The 24,909-nt window shown below is 66.7% G+C and carries 23 protein-coding genes and 2 tRNA genes; 3 read left to right on the top strand and 22 right to left on the bottom strand.

Annotation, left to right across the window (positions count from 1 at the left end; all coding sequences use genetic code 11):
- Nucleotides 1-8 precede the first annotated feature (8 nt).
- The 4 genes from ACE3OU_RS05095 to ACE3OU_RS05080 all read right to left on the bottom strand — a co-directional run bounded on the left by ACE3OU_RS05095 (nucleotide 9) and on the right by ACE3OU_RS05080 (nucleotide 4,515).
- On the bottom strand, nucleotides 9-1,571 hold the full coding sequence (locus ACE3OU_RS05095; RefSeq protein WP_374240457.1) for an XrtA system polysaccharide chain length determinant: 1,563 nt from the start codon (nucleotides 1,569-1,571) through the stop codon (nucleotides 9-11).
- Nucleotides 1,572-1,631: 60 nt separating this feature from the next.
- Complete coding sequence (locus ACE3OU_RS05090) at nucleotides 1,632-2,237, bottom strand: XrtA/PEP-CTERM system exopolysaccharide export protein (RefSeq protein WP_374240456.1); 606 nt, start codon at nucleotides 2,235-2,237, stop codon at nucleotides 1,632-1,634.
- Nucleotides 2,238-2,432: 195 nt separating this feature from the next.
- A complete protein-coding gene (locus tag ACE3OU_RS05085; RefSeq protein WP_374240455.1) occupies nucleotides 2,433-3,716 on the bottom strand; it encodes a DUF1302 family protein in 1,284 nt (427 codons plus the stop codon).
- A gap of 40 nt (nucleotides 3,717-3,756) precedes the next feature.
- The gene (locus ACE3OU_RS05080) at nucleotides 3,757-4,515 is read right to left on the bottom strand and encodes an ABC transporter ATP-binding protein (protein WP_374240454.1); all 759 of its coding nucleotides are present in this window, start codon (nucleotides 4,513-4,515) and stop codon (nucleotides 3,757-3,759) included.
- 84 nt (nucleotides 4,516-4,599) lie between these two features.
- Between ACE3OU_RS05080 and ACE3OU_RS05075 the strand changes: the two genes are divergently transcribed.
- Entirely contained in the window at nucleotides 4,600-5,388 is a 789-nt protein-coding gene (locus ACE3OU_RS05075; RefSeq protein ID WP_374240453.1) for an outer membrane lipoprotein-sorting protein, read from the top strand.
- 11 nt (nucleotides 5,389-5,399) lie between these two features.
- On the opposite strand, the gene ACE3OU_RS05070 is transcribed toward ACE3OU_RS05075, so the two are convergent.
- Genes ACE3OU_RS05070 through rnr form a run of 3 tightly spaced genes read right to left on the bottom strand, consistent with a single transcriptional unit; the run spans nucleotide 5,400 to nucleotide 9,207 of the window.
- Nucleotides 5,400-6,071 carry a HugZ family protein gene (locus tag ACE3OU_RS05070; protein ID WP_374240452.1) on the bottom strand — a complete coding sequence of 224 codons (672 nt, stop codon included), beginning with the start codon at nucleotides 6,069-6,071 and terminating at the stop codon, nucleotides 5,400-5,402.
- Between the two features lie 15 nt (nucleotides 6,072-6,086).
- Entirely contained in the window at nucleotides 6,087-6,905 is an 819-nt protein-coding gene (gene rlmB, locus ACE3OU_RS05065) for a 23S rRNA (guanosine(2251)-2'-O)-methyltransferase RlmB (protein ID WP_374240451.1), read from the bottom strand.
- Nucleotides 6,826-9,207, bottom strand: a complete 2,382-nt coding sequence (gene rnr, locus ACE3OU_RS05060; protein WP_374240529.1) for a ribonuclease R — start codon at nucleotides 9,205-9,207, stop codon at nucleotides 6,826-6,828. The genes rlmB and rnr overlap by 80 nt, the downstream gene beginning before the upstream one ends.
- 151 nt (nucleotides 9,208-9,358) lie before the next feature.
- Between rnr and ACE3OU_RS05055 the strand changes: the two genes are divergently transcribed.
- Together ACE3OU_RS05055 and ACE3OU_RS05050 are read left to right on the top strand one after the other, a co-directional pair.
- A tRNA-Leu gene (locus ACE3OU_RS05055) sits at nucleotides 9,359-9,443 on the top strand.
- Nucleotides 9,444-9,595: 152 nt separating this feature from the next.
- Nucleotides 9,596-9,680, top strand: a tRNA-Leu gene (locus ACE3OU_RS05050).
- Between the two features lie 169 nt (nucleotides 9,681-9,849).
- Here ACE3OU_RS05050 and ACE3OU_RS05045 read toward each other — a convergent pair.
- The 15 genes from ACE3OU_RS05045 to rlmN form a co-directional block, all read right to left on the bottom strand.
- Nucleotides 9,850-11,160, bottom strand: a complete 1,311-nt coding sequence (locus ACE3OU_RS05045; RefSeq protein ID WP_374240450.1) for an adenylosuccinate synthase — start codon at nucleotides 11,158-11,160, stop codon at nucleotides 9,850-9,852.
- A gap of 4 nt (nucleotides 11,161-11,164) precedes the next feature.
- On the bottom strand, nucleotides 11,165-12,322 hold the full coding sequence (locus tag ACE3OU_RS05040) for an ATP phosphoribosyltransferase regulatory subunit (RefSeq protein ID WP_374240449.1): 1,158 nt from the start codon (nucleotides 12,320-12,322) through the stop codon (nucleotides 11,165-11,167).
- Between the two features lie 12 nt (nucleotides 12,323-12,334).
- Complete coding sequence (locus ACE3OU_RS05035) at nucleotides 12,335-12,520, bottom strand: DUF2065 domain-containing protein (RefSeq protein ID WP_374240448.1); 186 nt, start codon at nucleotides 12,518-12,520, stop codon at nucleotides 12,335-12,337.
- Nucleotides 12,521-13,438: a protease modulator HflC gene (hflC, locus tag ACE3OU_RS05030; RefSeq protein WP_374240447.1), complete on the bottom strand. Its 918-nt coding sequence runs from the start codon at nucleotides 13,436-13,438 to the stop codon at nucleotides 12,521-12,523.
- Entirely contained in the window at nucleotides 13,438-14,700 is a 1,263-nt protein-coding gene (gene hflK / locus ACE3OU_RS05025; protein ID WP_374240446.1) for an FtsH protease activity modulator HflK, read from the bottom strand. The genes hflC and hflK overlap by 1 nt, the downstream gene beginning before the upstream one ends.
- Before the next feature lie 106 nt (nucleotides 14,701-14,806).
- A complete protein-coding gene (gene hflX, locus ACE3OU_RS05020; protein ID WP_374240445.1) occupies nucleotides 14,807-15,940 on the bottom strand; it encodes a GTPase HflX in 1,134 nt (377 codons plus the stop codon).
- 51 nt (nucleotides 15,941-15,991) lie between these two features.
- On the bottom strand, nucleotides 15,992-16,234 hold the full coding sequence (hfq, locus tag ACE3OU_RS05015) for an RNA chaperone Hfq (protein ID WP_079434940.1): 243 nt from the start codon (nucleotides 16,232-16,234) through the stop codon (nucleotides 15,992-15,994).
- A 102-nt stretch (nucleotides 16,235-16,336) separates the two neighbouring features.
- Nucleotides 16,337-17,665, bottom strand: coding sequence for a ribosome biogenesis GTPase Der (gene der / locus ACE3OU_RS05010; protein WP_374240444.1), 1,329 nt, complete (start codon nucleotides 17,663-17,665; stop codon nucleotides 16,337-16,339).
- A gap of 20 nt (nucleotides 17,666-17,685) precedes the next feature.
- Nucleotides 17,686-18,819: an outer membrane protein assembly factor BamB gene (gene bamB, locus ACE3OU_RS05005; protein WP_374240443.1), complete on the bottom strand. Its 1,134-nt coding sequence runs from the start codon at nucleotides 18,817-18,819 to the stop codon at nucleotides 17,686-17,688.
- Nucleotides 18,816-19,469 carry a YfgM family protein gene (locus tag ACE3OU_RS05000; protein ID WP_374240442.1) on the bottom strand — a complete coding sequence of 218 codons (654 nt, stop codon included), beginning with the start codon at nucleotides 19,467-19,469 and terminating at the stop codon, nucleotides 18,816-18,818. Before ACE3OU_RS05000 ends, bamB begins: the two co-directional genes overlap by 4 nt.
- Complete coding sequence (gene hisS, locus ACE3OU_RS04995) at nucleotides 19,456-20,751, bottom strand: histidine--tRNA ligase (RefSeq protein WP_374240441.1); 1,296 nt, start codon at nucleotides 20,749-20,751, stop codon at nucleotides 19,456-19,458. Before hisS ends, ACE3OU_RS05000 begins: the two co-directional genes overlap by 14 nt.
- A 31-nt stretch (nucleotides 20,752-20,782) precedes the next feature.
- Nucleotides 20,783-22,033: a flavodoxin-dependent (E)-4-hydroxy-3-methylbut-2-enyl-diphosphate synthase gene (gene ispG / locus ACE3OU_RS04990; RefSeq protein WP_374240440.1), complete on the bottom strand. Its 1,251-nt coding sequence runs from the start codon at nucleotides 22,031-22,033 to the stop codon at nucleotides 20,783-20,785.
- An 11-nt stretch (nucleotides 22,034-22,044) separates the two neighbouring features.
- Nucleotides 22,045-22,986 (bottom strand): helix-turn-helix domain-containing protein, encoded by a 942-nt coding sequence (locus ACE3OU_RS04985; RefSeq protein ID WP_374240439.1) that lies wholly within the window; start codon nucleotides 22,984-22,986, stop codon nucleotides 22,045-22,047.
- On the bottom strand, nucleotides 22,983-23,792 hold the full coding sequence (pilW, locus tag ACE3OU_RS04980) for a type IV pilus biogenesis/stability protein PilW (protein ID WP_374240438.1): 810 nt from the start codon (nucleotides 23,790-23,792) through the stop codon (nucleotides 22,983-22,985). The genes ACE3OU_RS04985 and pilW overlap by 4 nt, the downstream gene beginning before the upstream one ends.
- Complete coding sequence (rlmN, locus tag ACE3OU_RS04975; protein ID WP_374240437.1) at nucleotides 23,789-24,880, bottom strand: 23S rRNA (adenine(2503)-C(2))-methyltransferase RlmN; 1,092 nt, start codon at nucleotides 24,878-24,880, stop codon at nucleotides 23,789-23,791. The genes pilW and rlmN overlap by 4 nt, the downstream gene beginning before the upstream one ends.
- Nucleotides 24,881-24,909 lie beyond the last annotated feature (29 nt).

The following is a 24,909-nucleotide window of genomic DNA, read 5'->3' as shown; positions in this document are numbered from 1 at the left end:
TTTGCCTCTCACCCCATCCTGGCCAGCAGGAGCCAGACAGTCATTGCGCCAAACAAGCCGACCAGGGCGCCGATCCCGCCTAGGAAGACGATCCGTTCGCGACGCTGAATCCGCAGCCTGTCCGGATCGACGATCATGCTCACGGTCCCCAGCACGGCGAGCCCGGTCACGTCGCGCAGCACCTGCGTGTCGGAGAAGGTCGGCCGGATCTGGCTGATCAGGAAACTGATTGCCGCGCCCAGCAGCAAGGCCAGGGCACCCGCGCCCGGCATCAGCAGCAGGCGGTTGGGAGCCGAAGGCTTGGCGGGAACCGTCGGCGGATCGATCAGGCGGAAGTCGGCAACGCCCGAGGTGGCGCCCATCTCGACGGCCATGGTGGCCGATTCGCGGCGGGCCACCAGCGCATCGTAGTTTTTCTTGTTGACGTCGTAGTCGCGGTTGAGCTGGGTGAACTCGGTCTCGAGTTCGGGCTGCATGCGCGACACCGCCGACAGTTGCTGAACCCGGCTCTCGTATTCGCTGACCCGCGCCTTCAGGGACGCCACGTTGGCCTCCGCTTCGGCGAGCGAGATCTTCATCTGCTGCACGACCGCGTTGGAGCCGCCCCCGGCCATCACCGGGGCATTGCCGGCGCTCTTGCGGCGGATCTGGATCTCCTGGGTCTTCTGGGCCTCGAGTTCCTCGATGAGCTTGCGCGCCGCCACCACGTCGGGGTGCTGGTCGGTGTATTTGAGGAGCAAGGCATCGAGGGATTTCTTCTGGGCGTCGATGCGGCCGTCGAGCTCGGGCACGGAAACCGCCGCCAGCGACGCGCTGGTCATGCGCTCGGGCAGGATCATGGAATCCTCACCCGTGAACTGCCGCTTCAGCGCGTCCCGGGAGTTCTCGGCCTCGCGCAGCGCAAGCCGGGCCTGGTTGAGCTGCTCGGTGGCCTCGGTCATCTTGCGGAAGTAATCCGGCGCGCCGCTACCCACGGTGCCGATGTTGCGCAGCTTGTACTCCTTGAGCTTGTTCTCGGCTTCGATCAGGCGCTGTTCGTAGGCCTTGATCTGTTCTTCGATGAAGCGCCGGGCGGTGTCGGAATCCTTGCGCTTGTCGCCCAGGCCGGACTCGACGAAGATCGACACCATCGACTGGACGACCCGCTTGGCGCGCTGGGGGTCGGTATCGGTGTAGGCGAGGGTGTACAGGTTGTCGCGACCCGCTTCGCGGATCTGGAGGGCCTTCGTGACCGCGACGATCAGGGCCTCCCGCTCCTCCTTGCTCTTGGCGGCGAGGTCGAGGTCGGCCATGCGGATCAATTTCTCCACGTTGGGACGACTGATCAGCGTGCGGCTGAGGATGTTGATCTGCTGATCGACGTTGGGCTGGACGGCCAGACCGGACATCAGCGGCTTGAGGATGGACTGGGTGTCCACGTACACGCGCGCCGACGCCTCGTAGCGATCGGGCAACAGGTAGACCGCTGCCGCCGCAATCGGGCCAACGATCCAGGCAGCCGCCAGGCCCCACCAGCGATAGAGCCACATGCTGCGGAGGATCACCGACAGCTGTCTCAATATGTCTTCCATTGGGAGAATCCGAATGCAGCCTCCCCGGCGTTCAGGCCGGGGAGTAAATCAAGTGAAAGCTCAGAACCAGTTCTGAGGAATGATCAGGACGTCGCCCGGCTTCATCTCCACGTTGGCGGATACGTCGCCACGCTTGACGAGGTCCTTGAGGCGGACCGAGTACTGTTTGTTGCCTTCGGAGGTGCGCAGCAGGGTTGCCCGGTTGCCGTCGGCGAAATCGGTGATGCCGCCGACCGCGATCATCACGTCGAGCACGGACATCTTCTGGCGGTAAGGCAGGGTCTGCGGCCGGGCCGCCTCGCCGACCACGCGGATCTGCTGGGAGTACGGGCCGATGAAGCCGCCGACGATCACGGTCACGACCGGGTCACGGATGTACTTGCCCAGCGCCTGCTCGATCTCGCGGGCCAGGGTCGTGGAGTCACGGCCCGCGGCCGGCAGATCCTCGACCAGCGGCGCGGTGATCTTGCCATCCGGCCGCACGGCGACCGACATGGACAGCTCCGGATTGCGCCACACCACGATATTCACGCTATCGCCGGGGCCGATCAGATAATTGTAGTCAGCGTTGTCAACGGTTGCCGGAGCCGGTGGAAAGGTCGTGGCACAGCCGGCCAGACCTGCCAGGGCGCAGGCCAGCACGCCTGTCGTTAGAAAACGTTTCATAAGCTACTTCCCCTGAATAAAGCCGTATTCGGGCCTTTGAACGATAACATCCGGATATTACGGCAGACGCTGCACAGGCCCGGAGAAAAACGTCACGCCCCTCCCGGAAAGGGTACATGACTCCGCCATGCAAAGACGTTAAAAATCTACACGGAGCAAGGCCGGGCGCGGATGTTATCCGATTGACGAGGGGTCCTAGAAGGACCAGCGGGCCTCGGTATATACCCTGTCACGCCCCGAATAGCGGCCGAAAACCCCTGCCGTGTCACCACCAAAAGCATCCACGCCGAAGGCAACCCGCAAGTCCTTGGCAGCCGACCAGATCACCCGCGGCCGGAACATGAAATCGGTCCGCTTGAGCATCGACACGTACAACATCTCAGCCTCCCACCCCCGCGTCAGCTTGGTGTTGAGCAGGATGCTGGCACCGTCCTCGACGCGGTCGAGACCGATCGCCGGGTCGTAGTCGAAGGTGCGGCGCCCGAAATACTGCAGGTTGACGCGTCCATCCTTGAAGGCCGGGATGTCGACACCAAAGGCGTAATCGACGGTGCTCTGCGCCACCAGGCCGTCCTGGTATGCAAACGGATCGAAAGTGTTGAACTTGCGCCCACGCGTATGCACCGCCTCGCCCTTCAGCACGAACTCGCCGAAATCCTTGGCCATCGTGCCGCCTACCTGGGTGATGCGGTCGTGGCGGGGCTGGAACTCGTTGCCGATCGGATAGAAGGTCTGGGCCACGTCGAGGCTGCGGTAGTAGAAACCGGAAAGATCCCAGCCGCCCACCATCCGCGACAGCCGGACACCCCAGTTGGAGTTGGCCGGGGTGTTGTCGGGCTTGACCTCGCCGCGCACGCGCGTGCCCTGGGGCAGCGGATAGAACTCGGCGCCCGGCTTGCCGATCCGGTCGTAGCTGGGCACGGGAATCCACACCAGTTCGGCGTGGGTCTCGCCAAAATAGTATTCGGCCCGCGCCGCCCACTGGGGGATCCGCAGCTGCTCGAATTCCGGCAGGAAGAAGGTCCGCAGGTCGCGGGCCGACACCACGTCGGCAAAGAACAGGCCGACCATCTCGCCCCACACGATGTGCTGCCGGCCGAGCCGGATGTCCACATCACCGGCGGAGAAGTCGACGTAGGTCTCGCGCAGGTCGAACTGGTACTGCTGATCGCGGCGCACCGCGTCCGGGTAGAAGCCCGAATCGATGCCGAATACCGCATCGGCGTCGGCGCGCCCCGACACCTTCCACTTCAGCCCTTCGCTGCCGCCCTGGGCCGTCAGCTCGGCCCGCGCCCGCGCCATCGACCAGTGGGCTGGGCGGGCGTAGGTGCGGGCCACGTCGAACTGCAGCACGCCGGTGGTCCGGATGCCCTCGTCGGCGGCCTCGTCGAGCTCCAGCACGTCGTCGGCCGCCTGGGCCGCCGCGACGCACAGCATCATGGAACACGCCGCGGCAGTGCGGCGCACAGTATGAGTCATGGGTCTTTCTCCAGCTTTCAATGGTGTCTCACGCAGGCACTCAGGCCTCGGGGTTGATCTCCGGCCCTTCCTCGCCCTTGCTCTGATCCAGCACGAACTTCCACGAACCGTCGGGCAGCTTGAGGCCGAGTTTCATGATTCGCCCGTCTTCCATGCGGACCTGGGTATCGGCGCGTTCCATCACCCGCCGGTCGTGGGTCGAGAAGACGAAGGTGGTGCCGCGCTCCTGGTTGATCTTCTGCATCAGGTCGAGGATGCCGGCCCCCGTCCTGCGGTCGAGGTTGGCGGTGGGCTCGTCGGCCAGCACGACGCGGGAATTCGTCACCAGCGCGCGCGCGATGGCGACCCGCTGGCGCTGGCCGCCCGACAGCTGGTTGGGCCGGTGGCCGGCATACTTGCCGAGCCCTACGATGCCCAGGTAGGCATGGACCCGCTCGCGACGCTCCTCGCGGCTGATCTCGGGCATCTGCAGGAGCGGATATTCGACGTTTTCCTCGGCCGACAGGACCGGCAGGAGATTGAAGGTCTGGAAGACGAAACCGATGACCCGCGAGCGGATCTCGGCCAGCTCGTCGGGCGTCTGGCCGGACACGTCCCGGCCGTCGATGATCACCTTGCCCTTGCTAGGCGTATCGATGCAGCCCATGATGTTCAATAGGGTAGACTTGCCGCTGCCGGACGACCCTGCGATCGCCATGAAACGGCCCTCTTCGACTTTCAGATTCACGTGCTTGAGCGCAGGGACGTTCTGCTCACCGAGACGGTAGATCTTGCTAACGTCCTTGATCTCAATGACCATTTTCTTGGATTCGCCGACAGCACCCTCGCTGGTAATTGGCATCGCCTCACCGTCCTATGTTATTTGCGTCCAAAGGATAACACCATGAGCCTTAAATTTTCCCCTTCGCGCCGCAGAGCCGGCCGCTTCCTGGGCCTGCTCGCCGCGCTGGCGCTGCTGGGCGGCGGGAGCTGCCTGGCGGCGGACGACCCCGATCTGGCCCGGAGCATCGTCGCCAAGGCGGATGAAATCCGCTTTCCGGCCGAGGGCTTCCAGGTGACCATCGACATCGTGTCCACCAGCCCCGGCGAGCAGCCCGACGAGCGGAAATACAAGATCCTGTCAAAAGGCAACGAGAAGACCATCGTCCAGACCCTGGAGCCCGCCTCCGACCGGGGCCAGGCGATGCTGATGCGCGACCGCGACCTGTGGGTCTTCATGCCCAACATCTCGCAGCCGGTGCGCCTGTCGGTGGCCCAGCGCCTGACCGGCCAGGTGGCCAACGGCGACCTGGCCCGCGCCAACTTCGCGGGGGATTACGAGCCCAAGCTGCTGCGCACCGAAACCATCGACGGCGAAAAGATGCACGTTCTGGAACTCACCGCGGTGGATCGGGGGGTCACCTACGGCAAGGTGCTGTACTGGGTGCGCCAGTCGAACAACTGGCCCCACAAGGCCGAGTTCTACTCCCTGTCGGACCGCCTCCTGAAGGTCTGCCGCTACGAGAAATTCCAGAGCCTCGGCGGCCGGGTGCGCCCGACCCAGCTGGTCATGGAGGACGCCCTGCGCAAGGGCGAGGTGTCGACCCTGCGCTACTCCCAGATGAGCGCCAAGGATCTCCCCGACCGGGTGTTCACCAAGCAATACATGGACAAGCTGAACCGCGTGGACTGAGCCGGGACGGCTCAGGCCAGCCCAGCCTCCGGTGGCGGGGCCTCCAGCCGGCGCAAGGCCTCGGAGGCCGCTTCAAGGAGCTGGGCTGTGCCATGCCCTGCGGGTGCGAGGCAGCGCCGCCGGAAGACACCGCAGATCCGCAGGTCCAGACCTTCGAAATCGACTCCCAGCACGCTCACCCCTGGAGGAGCGAGTCGAGCCAGGTTTTCGAGCAGCCCGGCCTCGGCGGCGGGGTCGAGCTGCTGCGGTAGCGGGCAGGCATCGACCCACCCCATGCGCCCGAAACCACCGATGAAACGCGCCCGCTCCGGCTCCATCCTGAAAAAACGGAAGTCACCGAGGGCGAGGTAATCCGCGGCCTCCGGCCGGTAGCGCAGATAGCGCGTGCGAATCGCCTCCCCCGGCTCGAGGGGCAAGACGCGGCCAAGCAGCGTGACCCGCGCCTGATCGAGACGCCCGCCCTCCCCTTCCAGCACCAGCAGGCTGGCGCGGGGATCGGCCAGCAGGTTGCGGGTGTGCTCGGCGAGCCCACTGACCAGGAACACCGGCCGGCAGGCCTCGTCGAGCCCATAGGGCAGGCTGCTCACGAAGGGGTAGCCTGCGGCGCTGACCGCGTGGGTGCCCAGGGCGCCCGCGCCTCCCAGCCGCAACAGCCGGCGAACCTCGGCGTAATCGACCTTCACCCGGCGCTCCGGCCGTCAGCCCGCGCGCTGGCGACGGGCCTCGAAGAGGCACAGGCCGCTGGCCACCGACACGTTGAGGCTCTCGACGGTGCCGTACATCGGGATGCTCACCAGCTCGTCGCAGGTGTCGCGGGTCAGGCGCCGCAGCCCATCCCCCTCTGCACCGAGCACCCAGGCGATCGGGCCTTTCTGGTCGACGGTGTAGATCGACTTCTGCGCCTCGCCCGCTGCCCCCAGCACCCACACGCCGGCGTCCTGCATCTCGCGCAGCGCCCGGGCCAGGTTGGTCACGGTGATGTAGGGCACCGTGTCGGCGGCTCCGCTCGCCACCTTGACGGCGGTGGCGTTGAGGCCCACGGCCTTGTCCTTCGGCGCGATCACCGCGTGGGCGCCGGCCGCATCCGCCACCCGCAGGCAGGCGCCGAGGTTGTGCGGGTCCTGGATGCCGTCGAGCACCAGGAACAGCGCCGGCTCGTCGAGACCATCCAGCACGTCGGCCAGCTTGAGCTCCTTGCGGCGGCCGTCGATGCGCGCCACCACCCCCTGATGGCGGCGCGTGCCGACCATGCGGTCGAGGCGCTCGCCGTCGGACGGGACCACCCGGGTCGCCAGCTGCTCCGCGTGGCGCAGCAGGTCACGGGCGCGGGGGTCGGTGCGCTTGGCATCCACGTAGATCTCGAAGATCGCCTCAGGATCGTGACGCAGTTTGGCCAGCACGGCATGAAAGCCGTAGATGAGACGGGAACTTGCAGTTTCAGACACGGGTTTTCGCTTTCTTCTTGGTGCCGGCAAGGGAAGTCTTGGCCGGCTTCTTGGCCTTTGCCGGCTTGGCATCGGCCTTCTTGTCGATCTTTTTGTCGGCGACCGCGCTGGACTTTGACGCGACCTTCGCCTTGCGGGGCTTGGCAACCGGCTCCACAGCCTCGGGGGCCGCCACCGCGGTGGCCTCCGCCCTGGCGGCACAGCGACGCGGCTTCGGCGCCACCTCCGGCACCGGCTCGGAAGCCTGCTTGTCCCGAGCCGTCTTGCCGACCCGCTCGGTGGCCCGCGACGGGCCGGCGACGAGGCGGAAATCGATCTTGCTCGCCTCCATGTTCACCCGCACCAGCTGCACCCGCACCCGGTCGGACAGGCGGTAACGCTCGCCCGTACGCTCCCCCACCAGGGTGTGGTGGGCGTCGTCGAAGTGGAAGTAGTCGCTGCCGAGATCGGAGATATGCACCAACCCCTCGACGAACACGTCGTCCAGGGCGACAAAAAGCCCGAAAGGTACCACCGCCGAAACGCTGCCGTCGAATTCCTCGCCGATGCGGTCCTGCATGTAGTAGCACTTGAGCCAGTTTTCGACGTCCCGGTCGGCCTCGTCGGCGCGCCGCTCGGTCATCGAGCAGTGCAGGCCGATCTGTTCCCAGTCACCGGCCTCCTGGGCCGGGTTGTACTGCTCGGATGCCAGCACGGCCTTGATCGCCCGATGCACGAGCAGATCAGGGTAGCGCCGGATCGGCGACGTGAAGTGGGTGTAGGCCTCGTAGGCCAGGCCGAAGTGGCCCACGTTGTCGGGGCTGTACATGGCCTGCCGGAGGGAACGCAGCATCACCGTCTGCAGCAGCTGCAGGTCGGGCCGGCCCTGGATCTTCTCGAGCAGGCGGGCGTAGTCCGACGCCCTCGGCTCCTCGCCGCCGCCCAGCTGGAGGCCGAACTCGGCAAAGAACTCCCGCAGCTTGGCCAGCTTCTCGGGCGTCGGGCCCTCGTGGATCCGGTACAGCGCCGGGTGCTCGTGCTTCTGCAGGAACTCGGACGCGCACACGTTGGCCGCCAGCATGCACTCCTCGATCAGCCGGTGGGCATCGTTGCGGGTTTCGGGGACGATCTGGGCGATCTTGCCGTTGTCGTCGAAGATCATCCGGGTTTCCTGGGTCTCGAAGTCGATCGCGCCCCGCTTGGCCCGCGCCTTGAGGAGCACGCGGAACAGCTTGTCGAGGTTCTGCAGGTGCGGCAGCAGATCGCCCACGCTCTCGATGGCATCCGGCGCCTGCTCGTAGAGGGCCGCCGCGACCTGGTTGTAGGTCAGGCGCGCCTTAGAGAACATCACCGCCGGGTAGAAGCGGTACTGCTTGATCGCCCCGGTCATCGAGATCGCCATGTCGCACACCATGCACAGGCGCTCCACCTGCGGGTTGAGGGAGCACAGGCCGTTGGAGAGCTTCTCGGGCAGCATCGGGATGACCCGGCGCGGGAAATACACCGAGTTGCCCCGGTCGTAGGCTTCGCCGTCGAGGGCGGAGCCGACCTTGACATAATGGGAGACGTCGGCGATCGCCACCACCAGGCGGAAACCACGCCCCTGGCGCTCGCAGAACACAGCATCGTCGAAGTCCCGCGCCGTCTCGCCGTCGATCGTGACCAAGGGCAGCGCGGTGAGGTCTTCCCTGCCCTTCCAGTCCATCTTGCGGACCTTGTCGGGCAGGCGCCGGGCCTGCTCCTTGGCGGCGCTCGAGAACTCGAAGGGCAGCTCGTGCTTGCGCAGCGCGATCTCGATCTCCATCCCCGGATCGGCGTAGTTGCCGAGGACCTCGACCACCTTGCCGACGGGCTGGGCGTAGCGGGTGGGCTGCTCGACAATCTCGACCACCACCACCTGCCCGGCCACCGCCTTCTTGGCCTTGACGCCCGGCGCCAGCAGGATCTCCTGGGAGATCCGACGGTTTTCGGGCACCACCAGGGTCACACCGTTCTCGACGAGCACGCGGCCGACCACGCGGGTATTGGCACGCTCGAGCACTTCGACGATCTTGCCCTCCGGGCGCCCCCGTCGGTCGAGGCCGGCGACGCGGACCATCACCCGGTCACCGTGCAGCACTTCGCGCATTTCGTTGGGGCCGAGGAAGAGATCCGCCCCCTCGTCGTCGGTGACCACGAAACCATAGCCTTCCGGATGGCCCTGGACGGTGCCGCGGATCAGGTCGGCCTTGGCCGGCAGCAGATAGGCGCCGCGACGATTGCGGACCACCTGCCCGTCACGCTCCATCGCGAACATCCGGCGCTCGAAGAACTCGCGCTCGACGGGCAGGATGTCCATCGCCTCGGCCAGCTCTCCGAAGGCCAGGGGCACCCCCCGGTCGGCGAGCACCTGCATGATGAACTCCCGGCTGGGGAGCGGGAAATCGTATTTGTGGCACTCCCGCTCGTAGAACGGATCGCTCTGGCGGAATTTGCTCGGCTTCTTGGTATTTTTTGCTTTAAAAGTTGACACAGCTTCTTTCTAATCTATAATGGCGCCCGTTGCTGCCCAGATGGCGAAATTGGTAGACGCGCTAGTTTCAGGTACTAGTGCCGCGAGGCGTGGAGGTTCGAGTCCTCTTCTGGGCACCAGGTTTTACGGAAAGCCGGTCGATTCGACCGGCTCTTTTTTTTTGTCTGTCACTCCGGCGGGGTGAGTTGCAAGGGCAGTAATCTGACGGAGCGACATTTGCTGGTTGGGGGCTTGCGCAGGCATACGTTTTGTCTATAATAGCGCCTTCGCTGCCCAGATGGCGAAATTGGTAGACGCGCTAGTTTCAGGTACTAGTGCCGCGAGGCGTGGAGGTTCGAGTCCTCTTCTGGGCACCAAGTTTTAAAAAAACCGGTCTTTTGGCCGGTTTTTTTTTCGCCTGTACATCCCGCTGTCGCCATCCGGCACTTCTTCCGGCATGTTGTGGCGCCCTGCCCGGGCGCCGGCTTTCGAGGCAATTCCGGGCAGCGCACAAGCGCCCCGCCCGGAATCACGCCCTCGGGCGACTCAGACGCCGAAGGGGTGGCGCTTGAGGATGGTCTCGTCCCGCTCGGGGCCGGTCGAGATCACGTCGATGGACACCTCGCAGATCTCCTCGATGCGGTGCAGGTAGGCGCGCGCCTCGGGGGGCAGCGCATCCCAGGTGCGGGCACCGAAGGTGGTGCCGCTCCAGCCCGGCATCGTCTCGAGGATCGGCTCGCAACGCTCGACCTCTTCGGAGCCCATCGGCAGCAGATCGATGCGCTTGCCGTCCAGCATGTAGCCGGTGCACAGTTTGAGCTCGGTCAGGCCATCCAGCACATCGAGCTTGGTGATGCACAGGCCGGACACGCCGTTGATGATGATGGAGCGCTTCAGCGCCGCCAGATCCAGCCAGCCGCAACGGCGCTTGCGCCCCGTCACCGTGCCGAACTCACGGCCGACGGTGGACATCTGGTAGCCCGGGGTGCCCGGGGTTTCAAAGTCCAGCTCGGTCGGGAACGGACCGCCGCCGACGCGGGTGCAGTAGGCCTTGGTGATCCCCAGCACATAGTGCAGACGGCCGGGGCCGACGCCGGAGCCCGCCGCAGCCTGACCCGCCACGCAGTTGCTGGAGGTCACGAAGGGATAGGTGCCGTGGTCGATGTCCAGCAGGGTGCCCTGGGCGCCCTCGAACAGCAGGTTGCCGCCCGCCTTGTTGATCGCGTACAGGTCGGCCGACACGTCGGTGACCATCGGACGGATCTCCTCGGCGTCGGCCATCGCCTCGTCGAAGACGGTCTGGAAATCCACCGGATCGGCGCCCAGATACTGGGTCAGCACGAAGTTGTGGTATTCGAGGTTCTCGGCCAGCTTCTCGGCGAAGCGCTTCGGATCAAAGAGATCGTAGACCCGCAGCGCACGACGGGCCACCTTGTCTTCGTAGGTCGGGCCGATGCCCTTGCCGGTGGTGCCGATCTTGGCTCCGGCGCTCTTCTTGGCTTCACGGGCGCGGTCCACGGCCGAGTGGTAGCCGAGGATGATCGGGCAGCCCGGACTGATCTTGAGGCGCTCGCGCACCTTGATGCCGCCCGCCTCGAGGCCGCGGACTTCGGCGAGCAGGTGATGCACGTCGAGCACCACGCCATTGCCGATGTAGCACTCGACGCCTTCGCGCACGATGCCCGACGGAACCAGGTTCAGCTTGTACTCGGTGGAGCCCACCACCAGCGTGTGGCCGGCGTTGTGCCCCCCCTGGAAACGGACCACGCCCTGGGCCTGATCGGTCAGCCAGTCGACGATCTTGCCCTTGCCCTCGTCACCCCACTGAGTGCCCACCACGACTACGTTCTTTGCCATATTTTTACTCTCCCTGAAGCGGTTCGACCTGCCAGGCACCGCCCCGCAGAACCAGACGCCGGTCGCAACCGGCCTCACGCCACGTGCCTTCATGGCCGGGCAATTCGATCATTACGTTTTCACCGCCGGCGCGCAGCGCGGCGATGGCCTTCGACAAATCCTCCTCGGCGCCCGCCGGCGCGAGGATGGCCCCGACCATTTCCGGATCCGGCACCTGGGCAGCGAGCTCCCGCAGGTCGAGGCTGAAACCGGTGGCCGGACGACCCCGCCCGAAGGCCCGGCCGACACTGTCGTAGCGTCCGCCGAGGGCCAGGGCCACCGGCGAGTTGCCTCCGTAGGCCGCGAAAACCACCCCGCTGTGATAGTGGTAGCCACGCAGATCCGCCAGATCGAAACTGATCGGCAGGTCCGACAACCGGCCCGCGAGCTCCTGGAGATCGCCGAGGGCCGCCAGGATCTCGGGCTCCTGGGGCAACACCTCGCGGGCGCGGGCCAGCACCTCGGCGCCGCCGTAGAGGGTGGGCAAGGCCAGCAGCGCCGCGCGGACAGCCTCGGGGGCATCCGCCAGCAGCTCCCGGAGCCCCGGCTGATCCTTGGACTGCAGGCAGTCGAAGAGCACCTCCTCCTTCTGGGGGAGCAGACCGGCCTTCTGGGCCAGGGCCTTGAACAGCCCCACATGCCCCAGGTCGATCCGGGAGGTGCCGACTCCGGCGCTTTGCAGGGCGCCGGCGAGGAGGCGGATCACTTCCGCATCGGCCTCGATGCCGGCGTGGCCGTAGAGTTCGGCACCCAGCTGCAGCGGCTCGCGGGTGGCCGTCAGCGAGGACGGCACCGCGTGGGCCACGCTGCCGCAGTAGCACAGCCGGGCCACGCCCTTGCGGTTGAGCAGGTGCGCGTCGATGCGCGCCACCTGCGGCGTGATGTCGGCACGCACGCCCATCAGACGCCCGGACAGCTGGTCCACCAGCTTGAGGGTCTTGAGCTGCAGATCCTGGCCGGCACCGGTCAGCAGCGACTCGAGGTATTCGAGCAGCGGCGGCGCGACCAGCTGATAGCCATTCAGACGGAAATCGTCGAGCAGTCGGCGGCGCAGACTTTCCAGCTTCGCCGCCTCGGCGGGCAGCGCATCCTGGATGTATTCGGGTAGAACCCAACGCAACATGGGTAAGGCGCCTCAGGAAAAGACAATCAGAATTAACAGGCCGGCGAGCATCGAGGCCAGGCCGACGAAGCGGATCTGCCCGTCGGCCATGCGGATCAGCCGGCTGAAGGTTTCGCGCCAGGCTGCCGGCGCCACAAAGGGGATCACCCCCTCAAGCACCAGCATCAGCGCAAAGGCGAGAAGAAGGGAGCGCCCCATTTACTTGGCGCTCTTGGCGCCCTTGGCAGCGTCGGACGCCACCGCCGAGCGGCCACCGGCCCCCTTGAGATACTTGAAGAACTCGGTGTTCGGCTCCACGACCATCACGTCGGACTTGTTCTTGAAGCTGCTCCGGTAGGCCTCGAGGCTGCGGTAGAAGGCGTAGAACTCCGGGCTCTGGCCAAAAGCCTGGGCGTAGATCGCCGACGCCTTGGCATCACCCTCACCCTTCACGATCTGGGCCTGGCGGTAGGCTTCAGCGACGATCACCTCGCGCTGCTTGTCGGCGTCGGCCTTGATCTTCTCGGCCTCGGCAGCGCCCTGGGAGCGCAGTTCGTTGGCGACCCGCTTCCGCTCGGCCTCCATGCGGCGATACACCGACTCGGAGACCTCGGAGGGCAGGTCGACACGCTTGAGGCGCACATCGACGATCTGCACGCCGATCTTGCGGGCGTCGAGGTCGGCCTTGACGCGCATGTCGTCCATGATCCTGTCGCGCTCGCCGGAGACCACCTCGTGCACGGTGCGCTTGCCGAACTCCTCGCGCAGGCCGGCATTGACGGTCTGCTCGAGGCGCGTGCGGGCGCGGGTCTCATCGCCACCCACCGAGATGTAGTACAGCTTGGGGTCGACGATCCGCCACTTGACGAACAGATCCACCAGCACGTTCTTCTTCTCGGAGGTGATGAAGCGCTCCGGCTCGGAGGTGTCGAGGGTCAGGATCCGCTTGTCGAAATAGCGGACGTTCTGGATCAGCGGGATCTTGAAGTGCAGGCCCGGCTCGCTGATCTGGTCCTTGACCTCGCCGAGCTGGAACACCAGGGCATGCTGACGCTGGTCGACGGTGAACAGGCTCATCGACAGCACCGCGAAGGCAAACAGGCCGACGCCGGCAAACAAAGGCAAACGTTCACGCATCAGCGCTCTCCCCGCTCGCGGTTACGGATGGATTCACGGGTGCGCGCCTCACCCGACAAGGCGTCGACACGCGGGGGCGAGACATTGCTCTCCGCCGCCGCAGCCGGACGGCCGGCCTGCGGAGCGACCTCCGCCACCGGCGCTCCGGGTGCCGGCGCGGCGGTGTTCTGGATCAGCTTGTCGAGGGGCAGGTAGAGCAGACTGCCGCTGCCGCGGGAATCCACCATCACCTTGGAGGTGTTGGAGAACACCTGCTGCATCGTCTCGATGTACATGCGCTGACGGGTCACCTCGGGGGCCTTGGCGTATTCGGTGTAAACCTGCTTGAAGCGCGAGGCGTCACCCTCGGCCTGGGCGACCACCCGGCCCTTGTAGGCTTCGGCCTCCTCGATCAGGCGGGAGGCGGCGCCGCGGGCCCGGGGGATCACGTCGTTGGCGTAGGCCTGGCCCTCGTTCTTCTGGCGCTCCCGGTCCTGACCGGCCTTCACGGCGTCGTCGAAGGCGGCCTGCACCTGCTCGGGCGGCTGGGCGTTCTGCATCGTGACCTTGCTCACCTGGATGCCGGTGGCGTAGCGGTCGAGGATCTCCTGGGTCAGCTTCTGGGCGTTGGCGGCCACCTGCTCACGGCCTTCGTAGAGCACGAAGTCCATCTTGCTCTTGCCCACGATCTCGCGCACCGCGGTTTCGGCGGCCTGGATCACCGAGTCGTCGGCGTTGCGGTTGTTGAACAGATACTGCTGCGGGTCCTTGAGGATGTACTGGACGGCGAACTGGATGTTCACGATGTTCTCGTCATCGGTGAGCATCAGCGCCTCTTTCAGCACCTTGTTGCGCTCGGAGCCGCGATAGCCGATCTCGACGGTACGCACACCGGTGAGGTTCACCAGCTCGTGGCTCTGGATCGGGTAAGGCAGGCGCCAGCGCAGGCCGGGGTCGGTGGCCTCCTGGAAGCGCCCGAACTGCAGCACGATGCCCCGCTGGCTGGCGTCGACGATGTAGAAGCCGCTGGCGAGCCAGATGACTGCAGCGAAGGCCGCGATCAGACCGATGCCGCCGCCGAACTGGCGGAAATTGAATTCGGGCAGCTTGCCGTCGCCACCGCCATCACCGGAACCGCCACCGCGGATCGGCGGACGGCCGAACATGCCGGACAGGCGCCGGTTGAAATCGCGCCACAGTTCCTCCAGGTCAGGAGGCCCCTGATTGCCGTCGCCGCGGTTGTCACCGCCGCCCTTGCCCCACTTCGGGTCATTGAGAGACATGAGGATGCCTGAAATCACAGTGAGAATCCGCTCCGGGAGATGTCGTGATGGGTCGTGATGGGATCGTGACCAGGTCGTACGCCGTTCTGATGTGCCGCGCAACGGATCAACCGGCTTGCGCCGCCGCCGCGGTGGCGGCCAGTTCGGCCTTGTGCGCCAGCGCCGCCTCGGCGAGCACTTCACGCAGCAGGTCGAGCCCTTCGCCCGTTCTGGCGCTGAGCAAAACGCGCGAGATCTTACCACAAGCGTCCCGCTGGACTTCCGGGCTCGCCAGCGTGACGTCGATCTTGTTCCAGACCAGGATCTGAGGCAAGCCACCGGCGCCGATTTCTTCGAGCACGCCGTTCACCGCCGCGATCTGGCCTTCCCGGTCCTCGCTGGCCGAATCGACGACGTGCAGCAGCAGGTCGGCCGAGACGGTCTCTTCGAGGGTTGCATGGAACGCCGCCACCAGCGAGTGGGGCAGGTCACGGATGAAACCCACCGTGTCCGACAGCACCACGCTGCCCGCCTCGCCCAGGAACAGCCGCCGGGAGGTGGTGTCGAGGGTCGCGAAGAGCTGGTCGGCGGCGTAGGCGCCGGCCTTGGTCAGCGCGTTGAAGAGCGTCGACTTGCCGGCGTTGGTATAGCCGACCAGGGAGATGCTCATGACGTCGCGGCGCTCCCGCGCCCGCCGCCGCACCGCCCGCTGGCGTTCCAGCGTGGCCAGCCGGGACTTGAGCAGCTTGACCCGCTCGCCCAGCAGCCGGCGGTCGGTTTCTAGCTGCTTCTCGCCGGGGCCGCGCAGGCCGATGCCGCCCTTCTGCCGTTCGAGGTGGGTCCAGCCGCGCACCAGCCGGGTGGACAGGTGCTGGAGCTGGGCCAGCTCGACCTGCAGCTTGCCCTCGTGGCTCTTCGCCCGCAGGGCGAAGATGTCGAGGATCAGTGCGGAGCGGTCGACGACGCGGCAGTTGAACTTGCGTTCGAGGTTGCGCTGCTGGGCGGCGGTGATGTCGTGATTGAAGATGACGATGTCAGCTTCGTAGAGCTGGGCCGTGGTACCGATCTCGTCGGCCTTGCCCTTGCCGACGAAGTGCGCCGGGTCGGGGGCGGAGCGTTTGGCATGAACCACCCCGACCACGGTGGCGCCGGCACTCTCGGCCAGCAGGGTGATCTCGGAGAGACGCTCGTCGATCTGCCCCTGGCCGAAATCCACTTGCACCAACAGCGCGCGGTTGCCCGCGGCAGGTCTCTCAAACACGCGGGCTCCCGGATCGCTCTAGGCCGCGACGCGGCCGGTTGAAGGTCTGGATCAGCTTGCTGCCTCGTTCTGTTCCTGCTGAATGTTGACCGGGCGGGCCGGCACGACGGTGGAGATGGCGTGCTTGTAAACCATCTGGGTCACGGTGTTCTTCAGCAGCACTACGTACTGGTCAAAGGACTCGACCTGCCCCTGCAGCTTGATCCCGTTCACCAGATAGATGGAAACCGGAACGTGCTCGCGCCGCAAGGCGTTCAGGAAGGGATCCTGCAGAAGTTGCCCCTTGTTGCTCATGTTAGAACCTCTTATGTGGTTTTAGTTTGGAATAATTATAGAGCGATCTGCTGCATCGCAACACGACTCGGCAGACCGCTCACTGGTGCGGAAGACGGTTCTTTAAACCCTGTTCGCAAAAGGGTTATGGGAAGACTTGAATTGTATCCTCAACGGCGTGCCCTGCAATTTGAAGGCCTCGAGGAAGCTGCGCTCCAGGTAGCGGACGTAGGAGGCCGGCACGTGGTCGAGCGCGCTGCCGTGCACCACGATGACGGGCGGGTTCATCCCGCCCTGGTGGGCGTAACGCATCTTGGGACGGAAACCGCCGTGGCGGGGCGGCTGTTGCTTGAGCGTGGCGTCGAGGAGCAGGCGGGTCAGCTTGGGGGTGGCCAGCTTGGTCATGGCCGCCGCATAAGCACCGTCGACCGCCTTCAACATCGGCACGATGCCCTGCCCCTTGAGGGCCGAAACGTAAAGGAACTTTGCAAACCCCAGGAAGGGCAGCTTGCGCTCGATGTCTTCCTTGATGCGCTGGCGACGGTAATCGTCGACGCTGTCCCACTTGTTGACGGCCACCACCAGGGCCCGGCCCGCCTCGACCACGAAGCCGCCGATATGGGCGTCCTGGTCGGAGATCTCCTGGCTGGCGTCGAGGACCAGAACCACCACGTTGGCCTGCTCGACCGCCTGCAGGGTCTTGATGACCGAGAACTTCTCGACCGCCTCGAAGACCTTGCCGCGCCGGCGCAGACCGGCGGTGTCGATCAGGGTGTAGTGCTTGCCGTTGCGCTCGAAGGGCACCTCGATGGCGTCCCGGGTGGTGCCGGGCATGTCGAAGGCGATCACCCGCTCTTCGCCGATCAGCGTGTTCACGAGGGTGGACTTGCCCACGTTGGGCCGGCCGACGATGGCCACGCGGGGGCCCTTCTCTTCGGTCTCGTCGTCTTCCTCGTCGACCGGGAAGGACTCGAGCACCAGCTCCATCAGCGCATGCACGTTGTCGCCATGGGCCGACGAGATGCACAGCGGATCGCCGAGACCGAGGGCGTGAAACTCTGCCGAAACGACGGCGCGGTTCATGCCTTCGGCCTTGTTGACCACCAGGAAGGTCGGGCGCCCGGCGCGGCGCAGGCGAGCGGCGATCTGTTCGTCGTGGGGAGTGAGGCCGTTGCGGGCATCCACCATGAAGAGCAGCGCGTCGGCTTCGGCGATGGCCTGCTCGGCCTGCTTCGCCATCTCGTGGACGATGCCGTCCTTGGCGACCGGGTCGAAGCCGGCGGTATCGACCACCAGGAATTCGCGTTCCGCCACCCGCCCGAGGCCGTAGCGACGGTCGCGGGTGAGGCCCGGAAAGTCGGCCACCAGCGCGTCGCGGGTCTTGGTGAGACGGTTGAACAGGGTGGACTTGCCCACGTTGGGGCGTCCAACGAGGACGAGGGTAGGTTTCACGCTACGGTGACTCCCTTACTTTACTGAACGTCAATGGCTTGCAGACTGCCATTGCGTGTCTGGATGACGATGTCGCCGCCCGCCTTCTGCGGGTCGGCGAGAATCGGACTGGAATCGACGCGATGGCGGCCAGCCAGGCTGCCGTCGGTCTTCCGGAGGAGGTGTACATAGCCCTCGACGTCGCCCACGACGACGTACTCGCCGGCGACCCGCGGACGGCCGGGATTACGGCCGGCGAGCTGATCCTGCTTCCAGGCGCTGGCGCCGTTGGCGAGATCCAGCGCATGAACGGCGCCCTTCTCGTCGGTCACGTAAACATTGCGGTCGTCGAGGTCGAGGCCCTTGGAGCTGGACAGATCGCGCGTCCACAGGGTCGAGCCGTTGCCCATGTCGAAACAGGCCACGCGGCCCTGGTAGGCGACGGCGCAGGTCGCCCGCGGGGTGACCACGGGCAGGCTGGTGATGTCGGCGACCCGTTCGAGCTCGGTGGCGCCGCGCGGGATCGCCACGGTGCCTTCCCAGGCCAGGCTGCCGTTGGTGCCGTTGACGGCAACCAGCTTGCCGCCCGGGTAGCCGGCGATGATGAAGTTGCCCTCCATCACCACACCCGCGGCGTTGCGCAGCGCAAGGGGCGGCGTCGCGCGCAGGTAGGTCCAGCGACGCTTGCCATCCGCGGCATCCAGACCGAACAGCCGGCTGTCGGCACTGCGCACCACGACCATGCCGTTCGACACCGCCGGCGCAGCCAGCACCTCGGCGTTGATGGCGGTCCGCCACTTGAGCTGGCCGGTCGCGGCGTCGAGGGCGATGACTTCGCCCTTCGGCGTGCCGACCACGACCAGGCTGCCGTCCGAGCCGACCCCGCCGGAGACGGTGGTCTTGAGGGGCATCTTCCAGACCGTGCGGCCCGACTCGATGCGCGCCACTTCGCCATCCTTGCCGACGGCAAAGACGGCGCCGCTGACGACCGCCGGCTGGAACACGAAGACGCCCGCCTCGTCGACCCGGGCGCGCCAGCTGACGCTCATCCCGACCGGGCTCGTGAGGGGCTTGAGGGCCGGCGGCTTGCCTTCCGACGAAAAGGGGTTGAGCGAGCTGCAGGCCGACAGCGTAAGCACGCCGGCCAGGCTCAGGGCCAGGCGGGCGGCTTTCATTGGGCACCTCCGACCGCATCGAGCTTGGCCTGGGCGATCTCGCGCAGCGCGGCGGATTCACCCTTGGTTGCCTTCTCGAGGTCGGCCACGACGGTCTTGTAGGCTGCCTTGGCTTCTTCGCGCTTGCCCTGGGCCAGCAGGATGTCGCCCTTGAGGTCGGCGAAACGCGCCACCAGGCTCTCGTCGGTGGGCGCCTGCAGCTGGGCCAGTGCCTCGTCGTAGGCCTTGTCGTCGAACAGCACGGTGGCGAGGCGCAGGCGGGCCAGCTCGCGCAGCGCCGGGTCGTTGGCCTTGGTCGCGGCCCAGGCCAGCGGCACGCGGGCGTTCTTGAGATCTCCGGCATCGGCCTGCACCTTGGCCGACAGCAGCGCGGCCATGTCGGCGTAGGCGGTGCCGTTGTACTTTTCGAGCAGGGTGCCGGCCGCCTCGCGGGCCTTCTGGGCGTTCTTCTCGCTGGCGGCCTTCTGCAGCACGCCGTAGAGGGCCGACGCCTCGGCGCTCTGCTTGCCCTGATACCACTGCCAGCCCTGCCAGCCCACCGAGGCGAGCGCGACGGCCACGGCAAGCCCGGTCACGAGGGTGCCGTACTGCTCCCACCAGCCCTTGATCTGGGAAATCTGTTCCTGCTCTTCGAGGTCAAATGCTGCCATCGTCTTCTTCCGATTCGATCAGGCGATCCGCCAGGGTTTCCGGGAGCACGTCCATCGGGACGCGAATCTGTTCGCCACCGTCGCGCAGGGGCTTGAGGCTGACTTCGCCGGCGGCGGCCTCGTCGTCACCGATCACCACGGCAAACGGTGCGCCGGAGGCGTCGGCCCGCTTCATCTGCGACTTGAAGCTGCCGCCGCCGCAGTGCAGCGTGACCGCAAAACCCGTCCCGCGCAAGCCTTCGGCGACCCGGAAGGCGGCGCGCTGGGCGGCCTCGCCGGCGTGCACCAGGTACACGTCGGGCACGATGCGCTCGGCCTGGCCGCCGGACTCCTGCCACAGGGCGAGCAGGCGCTCGACCCCCATCGCGAAGCCCGCCGCCGGCGCCGGCTTGCCGCCGAGCTGGGCGACGAGACCGTCGTAGCGGCCGCCGGCGCAGATGGTGCCCTGGGCGCCGAGCCGGGTCGTGACCCACTCGAACACCGTGCGGTTGTAGTAGTCGAGGCCGCGCACCAGCCGGTGGTTGATGCGGTACGGCAGGCCGGCATCCTTGAGGATCGCCTGCACACCGTCGAAATGCTTGATGGACTCCTCGCCCAGGAAGTCGGCGAGCTTGGGCGCCGCTTCGACGATGGCCTGGAGGTCTGGATTCTTGGTGTCGAGGATGCGCAGCGGGTTGGTGTACAAGCGGCGCTGGCCGTCCTCGTCGAGGCTGTCCTTGTGGGCTTCGAGATAGGCGATCAGCGCGGCCCGGTGGGCGGCGCGCTCCTCGCTGCTGCCGAGGGAGTTGATCTCGAGCTTGACGTCCTCGAGACCGAGGTCGTCCCACAGGCGGGCGCACATCAGGATGTGCTCGGCGTCGATATCGGGGCCGTCAAAGCCGAGGGCCTCGACGCCAACCTGGTGGAACTGCCGGTAACGGCCTTTCTGGGGGCGCTCGTGGCGGAACATCGGGCCGTGGTAATACAGGCGCCGCGGGCTGCCGAACAGCAGGTTGTGCTGGATCGCCGCACGCACGCAGGAGGCGGTGCCTTCCGGGCGCAGGGTGAGGTGTTCGCCGTTGAGGGCGTCCTCGAAGGAGTACATCTCCTTCTCGACGATGTCGGTCACTTCGCCGATGGCGCGCTTGAACAGCGGCGTCGGCTCGACGATGGGCATGCGGATCGGGCGGTAGCCGTAGCTGCGCAGCCAGTCGCGGACGATGTCCTCGAACTGCTCCCAGACTTCGGCGTCGTCGGGCAGGATGTCGTTCATCCCGCGCACGGCCTGGAGGGTCTTGCTCATGATTCCCTTTGTTGTTCTGATCGGCGCGGGCTCAGGCCGGCGCGCCCTTGCGGGGATAAGTACGGGCCACGTAGCTTTCGATGATGGCCTTGAACTCGTTGGTGATGTTGTCGCCGCGCAGCGTGCGGGTCTTGACGCCGTCCTCGAAGACCGGCGCCGCCGGCGATTCGCCGGTGCCCGGCAGAGAGATGCCGATGTTGGCGTGCTTGCTCTCGCCCGGCCCATTGACGATGCAGCCCATCACCGCGAGGGTCATGTTCTCGACGCCGTCGAACTGCTCGCGCCACACCGGCATGTTGTCGCGGACGAAGTTCTGCACGTCGGAGGCCATCTCCTGGAACAGGGTGCTGGTGGTGCGGCCGCAGCCCGGGCAGGCGGTGACCATCGGCGTGAAGGCGCGCAGGCCCATGGTCTGCAGGATCTCCTGGGACACCACCACTTCCTGGGTGCGGCTGCCGTTGGGCTCGGGGGTCAGGGAGACGCGGATGGTGTCGCCGATGCCCTCCTGGAGCAGCACGGCCAGCGCGGCGGTGGACGCCACGATGCCCTTCGAGCCCATGCCGGCCTCGGTGAGGCCGAGGTGCAGCGGATAGTCGCACTTGGCGGCCATATCGCGATAGACGGCGATCAGGTCCTGGACGCTGCTGACCTTGGCCGACAGGATGATCTTGTCGCCGGCCAGGCCGTACTCCTCGGCCTTCGCGGCGGATTCGAGGGCGGAGGTGACCAGCGCCTCGCGCATCACCGCCATCGCGTCGCGGGGCACTGTGCGGCGGGCGTTCTCGTCCATGATGCGGGCCAGCACCGACTGGTCGAGGCTGCCCCAGTTGACGCCGATGCGCACCGGCTTGTCGTACTTGCAGGCCATCTCGACGATGGACGCGAACTGGGTGTCGCGCTTGGCGCCCTGCCCCACGTTGCCGGGGTTGATGCGCAGCTTGTCGAGGGCCTCGGCGCAGGCCGGGTGGTCCTGCAGCAGCTTGTGGCCGTTGTAGTGGAAGTCGCCGACCAGCGGAACGTCGAGGTTCATCTGGAGCAGCTTCTCGCGGATCTTGGGCACCGCGCGGGCGGCCTCGTCATTGTTGACGGTGATCCGCACGAGTTCGGAGCCAGCCCGGGCGAGCTGGGCGACCTGCATCGTGGTGGCGAAATCGTCGGCGGTGTCGGTGTTGGTCATCGACTGGACGACCACCGGCGCGTCGGAGCCGATCAGGACACGACCGACGCGCACCTGGCGGGTCTGGCGGCGGACGGCGGCACGCCCGGAGAGAAGGAGATCCATGTCAGCAGTATTCATTCTAGCTTGAGGCGCCCGACCGTCACCTTGCCGGGGGTCGGGATGTCGACGGCGGCGCCGTTGCGTTGGAGTTTCACCTGGCGGGCATTGCCGATCACCAGCGAGACCGGCGCGGAGATGTCGAACTGCTCCTGGGAGCCGGCCTTGCCGAGGCGGGAGAAGACGACCTTGCCGTTCTTGTCCTTGATTTCGACCCAGGCGTCCTGGGCGAACTGGAACACGAGACGGTCACGGCCGGCCTCGGTGGCGGGAGCCGCCGGAGCGGAGGGAGCGGCCGGGACCGCGGCGGCCGGCGCAGGCTCGGCGACGCTCGGGTTCAGGGCGACAGGCACACCGGCGGGCACCGCCGGCGCAGCGGCGGGAGCCGGCGCAGCAGCGACGGCTGCAGCTTCGGGTTTGGGATCGGCTTCGGCAGCCGGGGGCTGCGGCGGCACCGCGGGCGCGTCGGACTGGGCCTGCTCGGCCTCGGGTGCAGACACGGCGAGCTCTTCGGAGGGATTCTTGCGCAGGGTGTCGTAATACCAGCCGGCCACCACGACGCCAAACAAGGCCAGCGCCGCCAGCACGCCCGGGATCACCGAACGGCGAAACCGCCCCCGCCCCACCTGCGGCATGTCGCCGTGGGCATTGGAGGCGGGCGCGAGCTCCATCGGCTCGCTGCTTTCGGGCGACTGCAGCCCCGCCAGCAGCGGCGCCGGGTCGATCTTGAGCAGGCGCGCGTAGTTGCGCAGGAAACCCCGGGTGAACGCCAGCCCGGGCAACTGGGCGAAGTTGCCGGCTTCGAGGGCCTCGATCTGGCGGGCATGCAGCTTGAGCGTGGCGGCCACCTCCGGAATGGAGAGGCCCTGGGCTTCACGGCTGCGCCGCAGGGTGTCGCCCACCGAAGAGTCCTGGGTAGAGGTCGGCAGGGACGATGGCACGGCTTGGGGATCGGTCACTGGTACTGCCCTTGCAAGAAAGCCTGGTATTCGGGAGAGCCGGGGAACCGGCGCCGCAGCTGCTGCACGAGGCTGGCCTCGGCGGCGCGGTCGCCCAGCCGGCGCTCGATGCGGATCGCCAGCCAGAGGCTCTCGGCCGTCGGCTCGACCGCCTGGTTGAAGGCGCCCACGTAACGCTTCGCTGCCTCGTAGGCGCCGCGCCGATAGGCGATCCCGGCGAGGTGGAAGACGGCCTGGTGATTGCCGTTATCCAGCTCGACGGCTCGCAGGAACGCACGTTCGGCGGCGGTATCGTTGTTGAGCCGCAGCTGGCACAGGCCCACGTTGGCCTGGGCCCGGGTGGGCGTCTGGTAATACGGGTTACGGGCCGCCGCCTGGAGCATCTCGATGCCGGCGGCTTCCTTGCCGGTGGAACACAGGAACCAGCCGTAGCTGTTCTGGATCTCGGGGTCGCCGGGCGCCAGCGACAGGGCGTAGGAGAAATTCGCGTCGGCGATCTGGTTCTCCTCGAGGAACATATGCACCAGCCCCATCAGCTGGTAGGCCGGCGCATAGCGCGAATCGTAGGAGATGGCGGCCTTCGCCTCGTCCAGCGCCACGCCGTAGCGACCGACCTGGAAATAAGCCTGGCCGAGCTCGACATGGACCTTGGCCTTGCCGCGGGCCTCGTCCTTGCCGACCGGGAGTTCGGAGACTGGCCGCTCCATGCGGGCCAGCGAGCCACCCGGCTGCGGCCCGACACAGGCGCCGAGGGCGAGCACCGCCGGCAGCGCAAGCAGCAGGCGGGCGCGGAGGGAAGGATTCATCGGGGCTGCTCCACGATGGGGACGATCCGGGAGGCGACGCGGCGTGTCTTGTCCTTGACCTGGCCGGCGAGCTGCCCGCAGGCCGCGTCCACGTCGTCGCCCCGCGTCTTGCGCGTGGTGGTGACGATCCCGGCGTCGATCAGGATCTCGGCGAAGCGCTTGATGCGCGGCGCCGGCGAGCGGTCGAAACCCGAATTCGGGAAGGGGTTGAAGGGAATCAGGTTGAACTTGCACGGCACGTCGCGGGTGAGCGCAACGAGCTCGCGGGCGTGGGCGTCGCTGTCGTTCACCCCGTCGAGCATGACGTACTCGAAGGTGATGAAGTCGCGCGGCGCGCGCTCGAGGTAGCGCCGGCAGGCGGCCATCAGCTCGCGCAGCGGGTATTTCTGGTTGATCGGGACCAGCTTGTCGCGCAGCGCGTCGTTGGAGGCGTGCAGCGACACGGCCAGCGCCGTCGGGCAGGCGTCGCGCAGGCGATCCATGGCCGGCACGATGCCGGAGGTGGACACGGTGACGCGGCGCCGCGAAAGGCCATAGGCGTTGTCGTCCAGCATCAGGTTGAGGGCCGACACGACGTTGTCGAAGTTGGCGAGGGGCTCGCCCATGCCCATCATGACCACGTTGCTGATGACCCGCTCGCCGTCGCCGTTGGCGCCGAGGAGGCGGTTCGCCAGCCACAGCTGGCCGATGATCTCGGCCGCGGTGAGGTTGCGGTTGAAGCCCTGCTTGCCGGTGGAGCAGAAGGCGCAGTCGAGGGCGCAGCCGGCCTGGGACGAGATGCACAGGGTGCCGCGGTTGGTTTCGGGGATGAACACCGTCTCGACCGCGTTGGCGTTGCCCACGTCGAGCAGCCACTTGCGCGTGCCATCGGTGGAGATGCTGTCGCGCACCGGCACCGGCGGGGTGATGCAGGCCGTCGCCGCGAGCTTGGCCCGCAGCGACTTGGCCACGTCGGTCATCTGGTCGAAATCGGTTGCGCCGAAGCGATGCACCCACCGGAGCACCTGCTTCGCGCGGAATGGTTTCTCACCCTGCTGGACGAACCAGTCGGTGAGCGCTGCGGCATCGAAATCGAGAAGATTGACCACGTGTAATTCCATCAAGACCGGCGGAAGAA

The sequence above is a fragment of the Zoogloea sp. genome, from assembly GCF_041908905.1.
Classification (GTDB): domain Bacteria; phylum Pseudomonadota; class Gammaproteobacteria; order Burkholderiales; family Rhodocyclaceae; genus Zoogloea.
The sequence above is the reverse complement of the archived record's forward strand: the minus strand, read 5'-3'. Positions and strand labels throughout refer to the sequence as shown.